The sequence below is a fragment of the Lentzea nigeriaca genome (assembly GCF_016907955.1).
Classification (GTDB): domain Bacteria; phylum Actinomycetota; class Actinomycetes; order Mycobacteriales; family Pseudonocardiaceae; genus Lentzea; species Lentzea nigeriaca.
Genome location: NZ_JAFBCX010000010.1, coordinates 279,479 through 294,028 on the forward strand (window position 1 = coordinate 279,479; position 14,550 = coordinate 294,028).

Annotated in this window: 16 protein-coding genes; 8 read left to right on the forward strand and 8 right to left on the reverse strand. The window is 68.7% G+C overall.

Annotated features, from left to right (window positions below; genetic code table 11):
• Positions 1-13: 13 nt before the first annotated feature.
• Complete coding sequence (locus tag JOD27_RS31385; protein WP_204765902.1) at positions 14-739, forward strand: helix-turn-helix domain-containing protein; 726 nt, start codon at positions 14-16, stop codon at positions 737-739.
• Between the two features lie 476 nt (positions 740-1,215).
• Positions 1,216-1,653, forward strand: coding sequence for a hypothetical protein (locus tag JOD27_RS31390; protein WP_204765903.1), 438 nt, complete (start codon positions 1,216-1,218; stop codon positions 1,651-1,653).
• 122 nt (positions 1,654-1,775) lie between these two features.
• Here JOD27_RS31390 and JOD27_RS31395 read toward each other — a convergent pair whose 3' ends face one another.
• The 8 genes from JOD27_RS31395 to JOD27_RS31430 all read right to left on the reverse strand — a co-directional run bounded on the left by JOD27_RS31395 (position 1,776) and on the right by JOD27_RS31430 (position 9,494).
• Positions 1,776-2,885: a hypothetical protein gene (locus JOD27_RS31395; RefSeq protein WP_204765904.1), complete on the reverse strand. Its 1,110-nt coding sequence runs from the start codon at positions 2,883-2,885 to the stop codon at positions 1,776-1,778.
• A gap of 11 nt (positions 2,886-2,896) precedes the next feature.
• Entirely contained in the window at positions 2,897-3,730 is an 834-nt protein-coding gene (locus JOD27_RS31400) for an alpha/beta fold hydrolase (RefSeq protein ID WP_204765905.1), read from the reverse strand.
• Between the two features lie 62 nt (positions 3,731-3,792).
• Complete coding sequence (locus JOD27_RS31405) at positions 3,793-4,572, reverse strand: SDR family oxidoreductase (RefSeq protein ID WP_307830434.1); 780 nt, start codon at positions 4,570-4,572, stop codon at positions 3,793-3,795.
• A 19-nt stretch (positions 4,573-4,591) separates the two neighbouring features.
• A complete protein-coding gene (locus JOD27_RS31410; RefSeq protein WP_204765950.1) occupies positions 4,592-5,908 on the reverse strand; it encodes a M20/M25/M40 family metallo-hydrolase in 1,317 nt (438 codons plus the stop codon).
• A gap of 47 nt (positions 5,909-5,955) precedes the next feature.
• Complete coding sequence (locus tag JOD27_RS31415) at positions 5,956-6,846, reverse strand: glutaminase (RefSeq protein WP_204765907.1); 891 nt, start codon at positions 6,844-6,846, stop codon at positions 5,956-5,958.
• Between the two features lie 25 nt (positions 6,847-6,871).
• Positions 6,872-7,465 carry a DUF6801 domain-containing protein gene (locus tag JOD27_RS31420; protein WP_204765908.1) on the reverse strand — a complete coding sequence of 198 codons (594 nt, stop codon included), beginning with the start codon at positions 7,463-7,465 and terminating at the stop codon, positions 6,872-6,874.
• Positions 7,466-7,609: 144 nt separating this feature from the next.
• Complete coding sequence (locus tag JOD27_RS31425; protein ID WP_204765909.1) at positions 7,610-8,767, reverse strand: PucR family transcriptional regulator; 1,158 nt, start codon at positions 8,765-8,767, stop codon at positions 7,610-7,612.
• 58 nt (positions 8,768-8,825) lie between these two features.
• The gene (locus tag JOD27_RS31430) at positions 8,826-9,494 is read right to left on the reverse strand and encodes a GAP family protein (protein WP_204765910.1); all 669 of its coding nucleotides are present in this window, start codon (positions 9,492-9,494) and stop codon (positions 8,826-8,828) included.
• Between the two features lie 102 nt (positions 9,495-9,596).
• Between JOD27_RS31430 and JOD27_RS31435 the strand changes: the two genes are divergently transcribed.
• The 6 genes from JOD27_RS31435 (at position 9,597) to JOD27_RS31460 (ending at position 14,453) form a co-directional block, all read left to right on the forward strand.
• Positions 9,597-10,001, forward strand: coding sequence for a hypothetical protein (locus JOD27_RS31435; protein ID WP_204765911.1), 405 nt, complete (start codon positions 9,597-9,599; stop codon positions 9,999-10,001).
• A 49-nt stretch (positions 10,002-10,050) separates the two neighbouring features.
• Positions 10,051-11,046, forward strand: a complete 996-nt coding sequence (locus JOD27_RS31440; RefSeq protein ID WP_204765912.1) for a serine hydrolase domain-containing protein — start codon at positions 10,051-10,053, stop codon at positions 11,044-11,046.
• A gap of 80 nt (positions 11,047-11,126) precedes the next feature.
• A complete protein-coding gene (locus tag JOD27_RS31445) occupies positions 11,127-12,011 on the forward strand; it encodes an ABC transporter ATP-binding protein (RefSeq protein WP_204765913.1) in 885 nt (294 codons plus the stop codon).
• Positions 12,008-12,715 (forward strand): ABC transporter permease, encoded by a 708-nt coding sequence (locus tag JOD27_RS31450; protein ID WP_204765914.1) that lies wholly within the window; start codon positions 12,008-12,010, stop codon positions 12,713-12,715. The genes JOD27_RS31445 and JOD27_RS31450 overlap by 4 nt, the downstream gene beginning before the upstream one ends.
• Positions 12,712-13,851: a sensor histidine kinase gene (locus JOD27_RS31455; protein ID WP_204765915.1), complete on the forward strand. Its 1,140-nt coding sequence runs from the start codon at positions 12,712-12,714 to the stop codon at positions 13,849-13,851. The genes JOD27_RS31450 and JOD27_RS31455 overlap by 4 nt, the downstream gene beginning before the upstream one ends.
• Positions 13,848-14,453 (forward strand): response regulator transcription factor, encoded by a 606-nt coding sequence (locus tag JOD27_RS31460; RefSeq protein ID WP_204765916.1) that lies wholly within the window; start codon positions 13,848-13,850, stop codon positions 14,451-14,453. The genes JOD27_RS31455 and JOD27_RS31460 overlap by 4 nt, the downstream gene beginning before the upstream one ends.
• The last annotated feature ends 97 nt before the right edge of the window (positions 14,454-14,550 follow it).

Here is a 14,550-nt window from a genome sequence, read left to right on the forward strand (position 1 = left end):
AAACTCCGCGATCATGGCCGACAACGCACTGGGCCGCTTCCTGCGCGCCCGCCGCGAAGCCACCCCACCACCACACCCCGCGGGCCGCCGCCGCACCCCCGGACTGCGCCGCGGCGAACTCGCCGACCGCGCCGGCATCAGCGTCGAGTACCTCACCCGCCTCGAACGCGGCACCGACCGTTCCCCCTCCGGCCAGGTCCTCGGCTCCCTTGCCGACGCGCTCACCCTCTCCGCCGACGAACGCGTCCACCTGTACCGCCTGATCAAGGCGGATCACACGTGCGCGCCACCCGCTCCGCCGCCACCTCGGCCGACCGTCCTCGCGACGCTCGCGGCCCTCGATCCCACCCCGGCCTGCCTGCTCTCCCCCTCGCTCGACGTGGTCGCGAGCAACGACGCCTTCACCGCCATCGCCGGCCTGGGTGACGAACGAAACCTCGTCCGGTTCGCGTTCAGCCCGGCCGCCCGAGCCCACTACCCGGACTGGAACTCGATCGCCGACCACCGCGCCGCCGCCCTGCGGGCCGCCGCGGACCTCGGTGACCACACCGCCGCCGCGCTCGCCTTCGAGCTCTCGATCACGGCCGGCGCCGCGTTCACCGACCGGTACGACGCGGCCGCTTCCCTGCCGCCAGCGACCGGAGTCGAGTGCTGGGGCGGTCGTGTCCTGGCTTTTGAGACTCTCCCCGTGTCTGGTGAAGCCGAGTACCGATTGGTGATTTATTTCAGTCAACACTGAAGCCATCGTGAGTAACGAGCTGAATGCGGATGGAAGAATCTTCGTCGTCCTCGCCCGGAGAAACCGCTCAACCCGTTCGCCGGGCCTGTCGAACAGTTCGCCTTCGACCTGCACGAGCTCCACGTGAAGGCCGGCTCCCCCGGCTACCGTGAACTGGGCAAACTCAGTCACTACTCCCCCAGCACCTTCGCGGACACCGCCCGCGTTCGTTCGACTACGACGCCGCACCTGTCCACTCGTCATTGGGACCGCGACTTCCCCTGCGTCGAGCCGAGGCCGCTTTGCTGAACAACACCCCGCCTCCTCCCTGTCGACCCACTTTGTAGTGCGAAAACGTTGTGCGGTGTCGATGTCTGGGCGTCGTACGACAACGTCTGCCCAGCTGCGGTGGGCGACCAGGAGAAGGTGACTCTTCAGTCAACACTGAAGCAATAAAATGCACCTAACTGGTTGCAGATGTGATCAGATTCCTTGTCATGGAGCTCGTGCCGCATGAAGTCGGGGTCGCTCACAGCGCACTGCCGCACGACGAAACGTCCACCCGAGCCCTGCTCGCCGAAGCCGCGGCGCAGGGCCTGCACACAGTTGTCGTCACAGCCGAGGAGGGTGACGAACGCGCCATAGCCGTCCTGCGCGAACTACGCGCGGAATGGCACACCGAAGGCGGTCAGATCACCGCCCAGCTCGACACCGACGCCCAGGGCCAGCTCGCGCACCTGTGGAGCCTGTCGGAAGAGGGCAGAGCCGCCTGGCTCGCCACGTTCCCCCGCCACGACGACCCGAACTGGTGGATGCACCGCCTGCTGGTGCTCAACCACCACCCAGAATGGGCACCACTGAAGGACTGGCTCGTCGACGAGCACGTCCGGCTCTTCGGCCGCCCACCCGGCCGCGCCCGCCGCTCGCCCGTCTAGGGCAGGCTCAGGGGTTTCCCCCGCCGCAGCCGCCGGAACAAGGACATGGGGTCGCCGTCCTGGGCGACCCCATGAGCGCGCACGACCGCGTACGTCAGCACGCACCCACCGCGATCATGTCCCTACCGCGGCAGGCGACTGAAGTCCGGCTGGCGCAGCCGCTGGATCCACGGGACAGGAGCCTCCCGTGGCGTGTCGCTGTCCGGCTGGATCGCCGCGATCGTCAGCACCGGCAGCCTGGGCACGCCGACCGCGATCACGTCCTCGTGCACGCCTGCGATCCACATGGTGCCCGTGTCGGCGATGTTCGCGATGACATGCAGGTTCGGGTCGACGAACTGGACGAGCGCGAGCCGGCCGCCCTCCATCGTCGCGAGGCCGGCCACGAGTGCGCCCGGCTGCCACGGGAACAGGGTGATCGGCACCGGGATCCAGCGCCGCGCGGCGTGCATCGCCTTGACCGCGTCGCGGTACCAGCGGCTCAGCTCGATCAGCGACGGCAGCATGAGCAGGGAGAGGACCACGACCACCCCACCGACGACGAGCCCGGCGGGGGCGATCGGCCACAGGCTCATCAGCACGATCACCGCGCCGATCCCCGCCGGAATCGTGGTGCCCAACGTCGCGCGCGTACCCGCCACCAGGCCGGAGAAGGCCTTGCGCACCGCCGGATCGTCCAGCGGACGCCCGATCTCGTGCGGTTCCTCCGGTTCCCGGTCCACGAACTCCGCGGGCCGCGCCACGGTGACGTTCTCCATCTCGGCGAGGCCCGCGATCCGTATGACCGCCTTGCCCTTCTCGTCAGGACCGCAGACGAAGACCTCGCCGCGGTGGCGCAGGACGTCACGCAGCTCGCTGCTCGGAAAACTCTCGAGGACGACACTGTCGAGCATGCGAACGTACGTGGGGTACTTGTCGTCGGGGTGGTCCACCACGGTCACCGGGCATCGCCGCCACGGCTCGTCCAGCAGTCCCCTGCGCACCGGCAGCGTCTGGATCCGGTGCATCACCGGCCCGATCGCGCCCACCAGCAAGAACAGCGACAACACCACGATCGCCGCGATGTTGCCGATCTCCATGGGCAGGAACAGGCAGCCGACGAGCCCGGCGAGCGCCGCCAGCGCGACGATCGACAGGGTGCGCCGCACGAGCCCCAGCTCCTGCAGGATGAGGCCGGTGGACCAGTCGTTGATCGCGGGCACGTCCGTCCGCGGTTCCAGGTACTGCAGCACCAGCCCCCCAGCTATGCCTTGGCGGCCACCTCACGAATCAGGTTGGCGAGTTCGTCCGGCCGTTCGAGGGGAAGCATATGTCCGGCATCGGCCAGAATGACCGATGTTCCGCCGAACTTCGCGGCGTCCGTCTCCGGCACGAGCCGGTCCTCGTCCCCCACGACGGCGACGACCGCCTTCTCCTTGGCCACGGTCAGCCCAGCCTCGCGGTCGTACCGGTCGACCGCGGGCCGGAACAGCGCGACGGTCTCCGGCCACTGCCCCCACACCATGTCCGCGGTCAGCTCGACGTCGGAATCCGCGGGCTGGTCCCCGAAGAGCCACCACCGCAGCCCCGCGGTCTTGGTCGGCTCGATCTTCTCCCGCACGGCCCGCACGATCGGCCCGAACGCCCGCTCCAGCTCCCTGACGAGCTTCCCGACCGCTTTCGGCCACGCGAGCGACGTCTCACTGCGCCCGCTCGCCGCCGTGGACACGAACACGTTGCCCAGCACCCGCTGCCGGAAGAGCCGCGGGCGGCGCTCGGCCATCGCCAGCGCCGCCATGCCGCCCATCGAATGCCCGGCGACCACGACCTGGCCCTGCGGCACCGCGCGCTCGATCAGCTCGCCCAGGTCGTCGCCGAGCTGCTCGATCGTCGCGGTCTCCTTGGTGGCGGCCGCCGACCTGCCGTGCCCGCGGTGGTCGTAGGCGATGACCTGGAAGTCCTGGCTCAGCGCTGCCACCACCTTGTGCCAGCTGCGGTGGTCGAGCGCGTAGCCGTGTGCCAGCACGACCGTCACCGGTGCCTCGGGGTCTCCCGCGCGCACCACGTTGAGCTCGGTCCCGTCCTCCAGCCGCACCATCGGATTCCTTTCGCCGTGTCGTCTGTTCGTCCTAACGAGACAACACGGCGAAAGGACACGGTCTAGGCCCGTCCGAGAACGACATCGGGCGGGAGCTGGCCGCCACCCACGCCCGGCACGCCGCGGAACTTGTAGGCGGAGGCCTGCCCGCCCGGCTGGATGATCCAGGCCTCCCCCGGCGCTCCTTCCGCGAGCACCGACTGCACGGCCTCCGCGATGTCGTCCGGCGTCAGCAGCGGGAACTCGACGGCGTCGAACTCCTCTTTCGCGGCACCGAGCAGCAACGTGTCCACGAAGCCGGGGCACAACGCGGTGACCACGATTCCCTCGTCGGCCAACGCCTTGCCCGCCGCCCGCGCGTAGCCGACGACCGCGTGCTTCGTCAGCGTGTACAACGGATCCGCCGGCATCGCGGCGAGTCCGGCCAGCGACGCGGTGATCACGATCTTGCCGCCGCCCTGGCGCCGCAACGCGGGCACCGCGGCGCAGAGCCCGTACACGACGTGGTCGACGTTGACACCGACCAGCTTGCGGTAACGCTCGACGTCCAGCGCGTCGTCCACACCGGCCTGCCCGCCGCCGACACCGGCGTTGAGGTGCACGACGTCGAGCCGTCCGAGCTCCTTCTCGACCTGCTCGACGACCGAGGGCATCACCGCGGGATCGGTGACGTCGCCGGCGATCGCGAGCCCGCCGACCGAGGACGCGACGCGCTGCGCCCCGGCCGCGTCCAGGTCCACCACCGCCACCTGGGCGCCGAGCTTCGCGAGGCGTCGCACGACGGCGGCGCCGATCCCGCCCGCACCGCCGGTGACCAACGCGACCTGACCGGTCAAGTCCACAGTGGACAAAACACTCTCCTCAGCTGTTGCGCAGGAATCGGTCGAGAACGCGGACGCCGAACTTGAGCGCGTCCACCGGCACGCGCTCGTCCACGCCGTGGAAGAGCCCGGAGAAGTCGAGGTCCGGCGGGAGCCTCAGCGGGGCGAAGCCGAAGTTGCGGATTCCGAGCTGCTGGAACGACTTCGCGTCGGTGCCACCGGAGAGCATGTACGGCAGCACGCGGGCGCCGGGATCCTCGGCGATGATCGACGCCGTCATCGCGTCGACCAGGGCGCCGTCGAACGTCGTCTCCACCGGCGGCAGGCCGACCCACTCGCGTTCGACGTCCGGGCCGAGCAGCTCGGCGAGCTCGCGGTCGAACGCCTCCTCGCGGCCGGGCAGAATCCGGCAGTCGACGGTCGCCTCCGCCGTCGACGGGATCACGTTCGCCTTGTAGCCCGCGGACAGCATGGTCGGGTTCGCGGTGTCACGGATCGTCGCGCCGATCATCCGCGACAGGGCACCGAGCTTGCCGATCGAACCCTCGATGTCGTCGTCGGGGAAGTCCAGCCCGGTGATCTCGCTGACGCCGTCGAGGAACTCCCGCACCGACGGGCGGATGATCACGGGCCACTGGTGCTGGTCCAGCTTCGTGACGGCGGCGGCGAGCTTCGCGACCGCGTTGTCGCGGTGGATCATGCTGCCGTGGCCCGCGGTGCCCTTGACGCGCAGCTTGAGCCAGCGGATGCCCTTCTCGGCGGTCTCCACGAGGTAGGCCCGCACGTCGTCCTTCAGCGTGATCGAGAACCCGCCGACCTCGCTGATCGCCTCGGTGACGCCCTCGAACAGCTCCGGCCGGTTCTCCACCAGCCACTTCGCGCCGAAGAGACCACCGGCCTCCTCGTCGGCCAGGAAGGCGAACACGATGTCGCGCGGCGGCACCACGTTCTCCCGCTTGAAGTGGCGGGCCAGGGCCAGCGTCATGCCGACCATGTCCTTCATGTCGACCGCGCCGCGTCCCCACACGTACCCGTCCTGCACGGCACCGGAGAACGGGTGCACCGACCACTCGGAGGCATCGGCGGGCACGACGTCGAGGTGACCGTGCACCAGCAGCGCGCCGCGACCGGGATCCGCACCCTGCAGGCGCGCGATGACGTTGCCGCGGCCTTTCGCGCCCGACTCGACGTAGGTGGTCTCGTACCCGACCTCGGACAGCTTCTCCGCCACCCACTCGGCGGCCTTGCGCTCGCCCACCAGCGTCGCGGGATCACCCGTGTTGGTGGTGTCGATCCTGATCAACTCGCTGACCAGGGTCACCGCCTCGTCCTCAGCCAGTGCCAGTGCGTTCCCCAATGTGCTCACCCCGTCTTCCTACCACCTGCTCCTTCTTGGCCAACCAGTCAGAAGACGGACCACCCCGTGGACGTCGTGAATTGGTCCAGCGCGTCGACACCGGCGACCGAGTTGCCGCGGGCGTCCAGGGCGGGACTCCAGACGCAGATCGCGCACTTCCCGGGGACGACGGCGATGATCCCGCCTCCGACACCGCTCTTGCCGGGCAGGCCGACCCGGTAGGCGAACTGGCCGGCGGCGTCGTAGGTGCCGCAGGTGAGCATCACGGCGTTGACCCGCTTCGCGCCGCTCACACCCAGCAGGCGGGTTCCGTCGTTGCGGACGCCGTGCCGTGCGAGGAAGAGCGTCGACAACGCGAGATCAGCGCAGCTCATCGCGATCGAGCACTGCCGGACGTACTCGTGCAGCACGACGTCGACGGGGTTGCGGATGTTGCCGTAGGAGGCCATGAAGTGCGCGAGCGCGCGGTTGCGGTCGGAGTGGTCGAGCTCGGACTTCGCGACCTCGGGATCCACGTCCAGCGAGGCGTTGCCGCTCTCCTGCCGGAGGAAGTCGAGCAGCCGATCGGCGGCGCCGAAGCCGAGGTGATCGGTCACGACGAGCGCACCGGCGTTGATGAACGGGTTGCGCGGGATGCCCTGCTCGGTCTCCAGCTGGACCAGCGAGTTGAACGGCGATCCGGACGGCTCGCGGCCGACGCGGGACCAGACGTCGTCGTTGCGCGACAGGGCCAGAGCGAGCATGAACGCCTTGGAGATGCTCTGGACGGAGAACGGGGTGCGGTAGTCCCCCGCGCCGAAGACCTCGCCGTCGAGTGTGGCGACGGCGAGGCCGAAGGCGTGCGGGTCGATCCTGGCGAGAGCCGGGATGTAGTCGGCTACTGCGCCACCCGGCGTGACCTCGGCGGCAATGCGGTCCACCAGTTGCTGGAGCTCCATGCCGCCAATCCCATCACGGGATCAATCAAGCCACCGGGAAGGTGTGGAACGCGGTGTTCTGACCGGCCTTGACGGTGCACGGCACGGTGATCGTGCCGAGCCACGTCGGGGAGCCATCCGCCTGGCGCGGAGTCAGCTTGAGCGTCGCGTTGCCGAGCGAGATCGTGGCCGTGCCGACGTTGGCGAGCGTCATCGCCGGGAACGTGCCGGTCGCCGTCACCTGGAACGTGCCGCTGGACGGAACCGGCGTGCTCGGGACGGTCGACACCGACGTCAGCGTCTGGGTGGCGCTGCCGTTGGTCACGGGCACGTTGCTGGTCATCGTGCCGTCGACCGACTTCGCGCCGAGCCAGTTCAGCGTGGTGGTGGCGTCCTCCGACACCGTGCTCTTGACCGTGGTGTTGGACGCGGCGGTGGGCACGCCCACGGTCGCCGAGTCCGGCAGGTCCGCGGAGCTGACCGTGGTCGGCATGTCCTGCGCACCGATGATCGAGAAGTTGCAGGAGTAGGTGATGCTCAGTTCGGCGGTCGCCGCCGAACTGGTGCCGGCCGTCGCCACGCTCAGCGCTCCGACAGCCAGAACGCAGGCAGCGGCGCGTGCGAAAAGTCCGGTCTTCATCTGCAGGGACCTCCATCAGTACGACATTGAACTGCAAGAAGGCAGTGTTGCTTTACTCGCCAGTAAAGTAGTCACGAGCCATTCCGCAATGCAAGAGGAAACCTGCTTTTGTCACCCGCGTACGAATTGACTCAGAGCGATTTATCAGTCCCGATCCAATAAATAGTGCGCGCGCAGGGCCAGCTCGAGCGTGAACCGCTCCTCGGCGTCGTGCATTCGGTCGCCGAACAGTTCGTCCAATTGGTTCACGCGGTAGCGGACCGTCTGCGGATGCACCTGCAGCCGGGCGGCGACCTCGGGTGCGCCGCCGCGTGCCGAGAGCCAGACGAGCAATGTTTCGGCGAGCTTCGTGCGCTGCCGGTCGGTCAGCGGGGCCAGCGGCGCCAGCGCCCGTTCGGCCAGCTGCCGGGCCAGGAACTCGTCCGCCAGCACGGTCAGCTCCACCAGATGATCAGCGCAGTCGAGCAGGGGCCGGTCCGGCAGCACCTTCTCCTTGGCGAGCGTCAGCACCCGGCGGGCGCAGGCCAGCGACTTGCGCGCGTCGGCAGGCGCCACCGGCACCCCCACCGCGGCCCGCCAGCCAGGCAACGCCCTGCGGATCCACCGCGAGTCCGCCACCGGGTTCGGCACGAGCAGGTACGGCGTCGCGTCCTCGAAGTTGACCAGCACGTCAGGCGGCAGGTCGTCGGCCGGTGCGACAGACGGCTCAAGCGCCACCGCGCACAACCGGTCCGGCATCGGCCACGCCGCCGCCCGCGCCGCGTCGAGCACCGCCTGCCAGTTGCCCGCCGGATCACCGACCAGCAGCTCCATCAGCTTGCGCCGCTTGCGTTCCAGCGTCCCGGCCGCACTCGCCTGCGCGGCCGCGTACCCCTCGACCGACAGGCTGACGAGCTCGTCGATGTGGGCGATCATCGCCTCCCCCAGCACGGACATGAGGTGCAGCGACAGTTCCCGCCGCTCGGCGAACGCACACACGTGCCGCCACGCCACGCGTGCACCGATCCGGTACGCGGCCTGCAGGCTGTCCAGGCTGCGCCCGCACTTGAACTCCCACGCTCCGAGCTTGCGGTGGATGTCGTCGTGTGGATCATCGGCGGAATCCGGTTCGGCGATCCGGTCAACGAACTTCACCAGCGCTTGCCGAATACCGTCGATGACGTTGTCCCTGAACTGGCTGTATTCGGGAATAGATTTCTCGATCGCTTCGAAAATGCTCACCGCGACGGGTGCGACTTCCATTCGGAGCAACGGTGCCAGCTCCCGCGGGACCGATCTGCGCGGATCGTCCAGCTGAGTCATCCTCGCGAGTGTAGGAGAAAAACGAAACGCGGTCGTTCAGCCAACTGGACCAAATGGTTCACACGAAGAACAGCCGTGCGACGGCATCTCTTGCGACCAGAAACCCGGCGATGCCGAGAATCCACCCGGTCGTGCTCGCGCCCTTCTCCGCGAACCACGTGCTGATCCGGGTGAGGAACGGCTCGATCCGGCTCCTCAGTGCGAGCCTGCCACCGAGGAGCAGCACCGCCGGCACGATCATGACCAGGCAGTACCCGGCGAGCAGCAGCCCGATCTGCCCTCCGCTGAGATCGGCGGCGCTCATCATGCCGATCGCGCCGAGGTACGGCAGCATCGTCGCGAGCTCGACCACGCCCGCCAGCACCGCGATGCCCGCGAGCGCGGCGGCCGACCCGTTGGCGTTGATCCGGTTCTGCCACTTTTCAGTGTCGGACTTCTTCTTGCCGTCGAACCGAAAGCTGACGGCGAACAGGAACACGCCGATCACCAGCTGGATCCACGACGCCACCCGGCCGTCGAGATGATCGACCACCTGCGAGGCGCCGAGCACGATCAGCACGCCGACCGCGAAGTAGAAGACCGTGATCGTGCCGAGGTACACAGCGAACCCGCTGAGCCTCAGGCGCCCCGGCGTGAGCATCAGCCAGATCGGGATGAACAACGTCCCGATGCTCGTCGAGTCCAGCAGCGCCAGTCCCGCCAGTCCCGCCACCAGTCCCAGCGTCATCGGTTCCCCCAAGTTTTTAGCACGATCGTGATATTACAAGGTCGCGCAACCACCGAGCCGATCACGGCGTCATGTCGGTGATCACCGACCAGGGAGTTGAGGATGAAGCGCTGGATCTGGCCTGTCGTAGCCGTCGTGGCGGCGGCCGTGGGCGTCGTGGTGTGGCTGAGACCGAGCTCGGTGGACGTCACGCTGATCAGGGCGATCCACCCCGACGGCACGATCGAGTGGGTCGAGGCCGAGTACCGGAAAGCCCCGGAGAACAACTCCGCCGCCTACTCGCTCACCGAGTTCCCGCACGTGTCGAAGCTCGCGCAGGACGCGGAGTTCCGCACGGCGCAGGGCTGCGGGACGCTCCACGACATCAGCCTGGGCTGGGGAGGCCTCGGCACGGTCGCGTGCAGCCGGGAGGAGTTCCTGGCACTGGACGTCCCGCCGTACGCACCGCGCTTGACGTTCAACAGCGACGGGGAGATCACCGAGGTCGCGGGCCGCTACCACCCGTGAGCCCGGAAATTCACGCGCCTTCCGGACCCGGCCGTGCCACCGTCACCGCATGGAAGACGAGCTGGACGAGGTCGCCCGCACCGCGAACTTCTCGGGCGTGGTCAGGGTCGAGCGCGACGGGCAGGTGTTCGAGAAGGCGTACGGACTGGCTCATCGCGGCTACCGGATCGCGAACACGGTCGACACCAGGTTCGCGATCGCCAGCGGCTGCAAGGCTTTCACGGCACTCGCCGTGGTGAGCCTGATCGAGGACGGCACGCTGAGCCTCGACACGAAAGCCCGCGAACTGCTCGGCGACGACCTCCCGCTGGTCGACGACGAGGTCGCCGTCGGGCACCTGCTCGCGCACCGGTCCGGCATCGGCGACTACTTCGACGAAGAGGTCATCACCGACATCAACGCCTACGTGCTGCCGGTGCCCGTGCAGAACCTCCTCCACGTCGAGCAGTACCTGCCGATCCTCGACGGGTATCCGCAGAAGTTCCCGCCCGGCAGCGCGTTCGCGTACAACAACGGCGGCTACGTCGTGCTCGCCCTGATCGCGGAACGGGCGAGCGGCGTCGGGTACCACGACCTGGTGCGCCAACGGGTGTGCTCGCCGGCGGGCCTCGTGGACACCGACTTCCTGCGGTCGGATTCTCTCGGCGAACGCACGGCCGTCGGACACCTGCCGATCGACGGCGAGTGGCGTACCAACGTGTTCCACCTGCCGATCCGCGGCGGCGGTGACGGCGGGATCTACACCACGGCGGCCGACGTCAGCGCGTTGTGGCGGGCGTTCTTCGGCGGGCGGATCGTGTCGCAGAGGTGGGTCGCCGAGATGGTGAAGCCGCACAGCGAGGTGCCGGAGGACTCCCTGCGGTACGGACTCGGCTTCTGGCTGCACGGGTCGACCAGCGAGGTGCAGCTCGTCGGCTGGGACGCCGGGGTGTCGTTCAAGACGGTGCACGAGCCTGATTCGGGGATCACGCACACAGTGCTGGGCAACACCTCCGACGGGGTGTGGCCGGTGGCGCGGTTCCTGCGCGGCACTTCCCGCACGTGACGACGGGCATGACATCTGTCATGGGTTTCTGATGTGTCGTGACACTGCCTTCGAGTGCCATTTCCCGAGATCGTGGGCGTATGACGGCGATCGAGGTGCGGGGGCTGACGCGCCGGTACAGCGGGGGTTTCGAAGCTGTGCGGGGCGTCTCATTTGATGTGGAGCGGGGCGAGATGTTCGCTTTGCTCGGCACGAACGGTGCGGGGAAGACCTCGACCGTGGAGGTGGTGGAAGGGCTCTCACGTCCGGCCGCGGGCACGGTTTCGGTGCTGGGGCACGATCCGTTCCGGGAGCGCTCTCTGGTCCGGCCACGGGTGGGCGTGATGCTGCAGGAAGGCGGTTTCCCACCCGACCTCACCGTGACCGAGGCCACCAAGATGTGGGCAGGAACCCTGACTTCTCCCCGGCCGGTCGACGAGGCGTTGTCTCTCGTCGACCTGGCACATCGCGCTTCGGTGCGGGTGAAGCAGCTTTCGGGTGGTGAGCGGCGGCGGCTCGATCTGGCGCTGGCGTTGCTGGGCCGGCCCGAGGTGTTGTTCCTGGACGAGCCGACGACCGGACTCGATCCAGAAAGCCGGCGCAACACGTGGGAACTGATTCGTTCTTTGTTGCGCGAAGGGGTGACCGTGCTGCTGACGACGCATTACCTGGAGGAGGCGCAGGCGTTGGCCGACCGGCTGGCGATCATGCACCGCGGCCGGATCGTGGCCCAGGGAACGGTTTCCGAAGTCGTGGACGCGTATCCGGCTCGCATTTCGTTCGTGCCGCCCGCGGGGATTCCACTGCCCGTCGTGGTATCGGAGGACGGTTCCGGGCGGGTCACCGTGCGGACCAACAATCTGCAGCAGACGTTGCACGAGCTGCTTGCGTGGGCTCATGTCAACTCGGTGGAACTGTCCGGTTTGGACGCCCGGTCGGCGTCACTCGAGGAGGCGTTCCTGGCGATCGCGGAGGAGGCGGCGTGAAGGCCACGGCTGTCGGGCAGGCCGAACTGAAGTTGTTCTGGCGCAACCGCACGGCGCTGTTCAACTCACTCCTGCTGCCGTTGTTGCTCGTGCCGGCGCTGATGGCCGCGGACGCGGACGGTGTGCCGTTGATCGTGGGCCTGACCGGGTTCGTGCTGCTGATGGCGGTCTACTACAACCTCGTCACCACGTTCGTGGCACGGCGTGAAGAGCTTGTCCTGAAACGTCTTCGCGTCGGTGAGCTGACCGATCCCGAGATCCTGTTCGGCGCGTCCCTGCCGTCCGTGGTGGTGGCGTTGGGGCAGACGGCGTTGTTCGCGGTGGTCGTCGGGGTGACGACCGGCGTCGCACTGCCGGCGCGGCCGTGGTTCCTGGTCGCCGGTGTCGCCGGCGGCGTGATCGTCTTCGCGCTGCTGGCCGCGGCGTCCTCGGCGTTCACCCGCACCGTGGAGATGGCCCAGGTGACGTCACTGCCGATGCTCGTGGCGTGCGCGTTCGGGGCGGGCCTGTTCTTCCCGCTGTCGGTGCTGCCGGACGGCGTCGCCTCGGTCCTGCGCCTGCTGCCGTTGAGCCCGGTGCTCGACCTGCTGCGCGCGGGGTGGTCCGACGGCCCCGTGCTGCGCCCGTTGATCGTCCTGACGGTGTGGATCGTGCTCGGGATCTACGCTGTACGACGCTGGTTCCGCTGGGACCCTCGGAGGTGACCTTGCTCGGCTGGTGGCGGTCCCGTGGCAACGCGGCGCGGTTCGACCTGTTCGTCCGCGCCACGTTCTACGCGAGCTACCTGGTCCTGCCGCCGTTGCTGATCGTGGGCATGACCGAGGAGATCGGCACGGCCGCCCTCGCCGTGATCACGGCCGCGGTACTGGGCCACGTGGCGCTCAGCTTTCCCCTGGTCCACCAGGGCATCGAGCACCACCTCGGCCGAGTCCCGTTCCCCCGGCACCTGCTGGTGATCTTCCTGGCCTACACCGCCGTCGTGCTGATCAGCGGCGAACTGGCGTTCCCGAACCCGACCCCTGGCAAGCCGGACGGCCCGGCCGACGGCATCGCCCTCATCGTCCTGATCCTGACGGTCACGACCCTGTCCGCGGTGGTCCGCCCCCGATTCGTCCTCCTGGCCTGCCTGGTCGGCGGCGCCTATGTGGCGCTCACCGCCCCACCGGGCCGCGCGATCTTCACGTCCACGATGCTCCTGTTCGTGGCCTTCGCCTTCAGCACCACCCTGTGGATGCTGGGCCTGGTCTGGGAACTGGACCGCTCCCGCGAGATCCGCGCCAGCCTCGCCGTGGCCGAGGAACGCCTCCGCTTCGCCCGCGACCTGCACGACGTGGTGGGCCGCAACCTCTCCGCCGTGGCCCTGAAAGCAGACCTGGCAGCGCAGCTGGCCCGCCGAGGCCGCCCCACCGCCATCGACGAAATGCTGGAAGTCCGCCGCATAGCCCAGGAATCACTGGACGAACTGCGAGCCGTCGTCAGCGGCTACCGCACCGCCGACCTCTCCGTGGAATTGGCCGGCGCCCGCTCCCTTCTCGCCTCCGCGGGCATCGACTGCCGCGTGATCGGCGAGGCCGACATCTCCGGCGAACCCGCGGGCGCCCTGGGCTGGGCCGTCCGCGAGGGCGTGACCAACGTCCTGCGCCACAGCGAGGCCAGCTCGTGCACGATCACGCTGCGCGGCAAGGTGCTGACCATGTCCAACGACGGCGTCACGGCCTCCGACTTCCGCTTCGGCAGCGGCCTGAAGGGCCTCCACGAACGCATCTCGGCCCTGGGAGGCACAGTGACCGCGGCCCCGGAAGCGCCCCACCGCTTCGTCCTCACCGTGGAGCTCCCGTGATCCGCATCCTCCTGGCCGACGACGAACACCTGATCCGCGGCGCCCTGGCCGCCCTGCTCTCACTGGAAGACGACCTCGAGGTGGTGGCCCAAGCCGCCACCGGCGCCGAAGCCCTCGCCACAGCCCGCGTGGTCCGCCCCGACGTGGCCGTGATCGACCTCCAAATGCCAGACCTCGACGGCGTTTCCGTCGCCCAGGCCCTGTCCGCGGAACTCCCGTCGTGCTCGACGATGATCGTCACCAGCCACGGCCGCCCAGGCCACCTGAAACGAGCCCTGGCAGCAGGCGTCCGAGGCTTCCTCCCCAAGACCGTCTCCTCCGACGTCCTCGCCACCGTGGTCCGCACCGTCCACTCCGGCGGCCGCTACGTGGACCCGGCCCTGGCCGCGGAAGCCATCAGCGCAGGCGACAACCCGTTGACCCCCAGGGAAGCCGACGTCCTGGAACTCGCCCTCGAAGGCGCCCCGATAGACGAAATAGCCCGCCGCGCCTCCCTGTCCCCAGGCACGGTCCGCAACTACCTCTCCTCAGCCGTGGGCAAAACCGGCGCGTCCAACCGCCACGAGGCAGCCCGAGCAGCGAGAGCCAGAGGCTGGATCTAGTTCCAACGCCGTGTAGTTAGGCGTTCGCGGTGACCGTCAAGGTTCTGGTGGGGCGAGGACGTCGATGCTGATAGTGGCGTTGTAGGTGGTGCGGTCG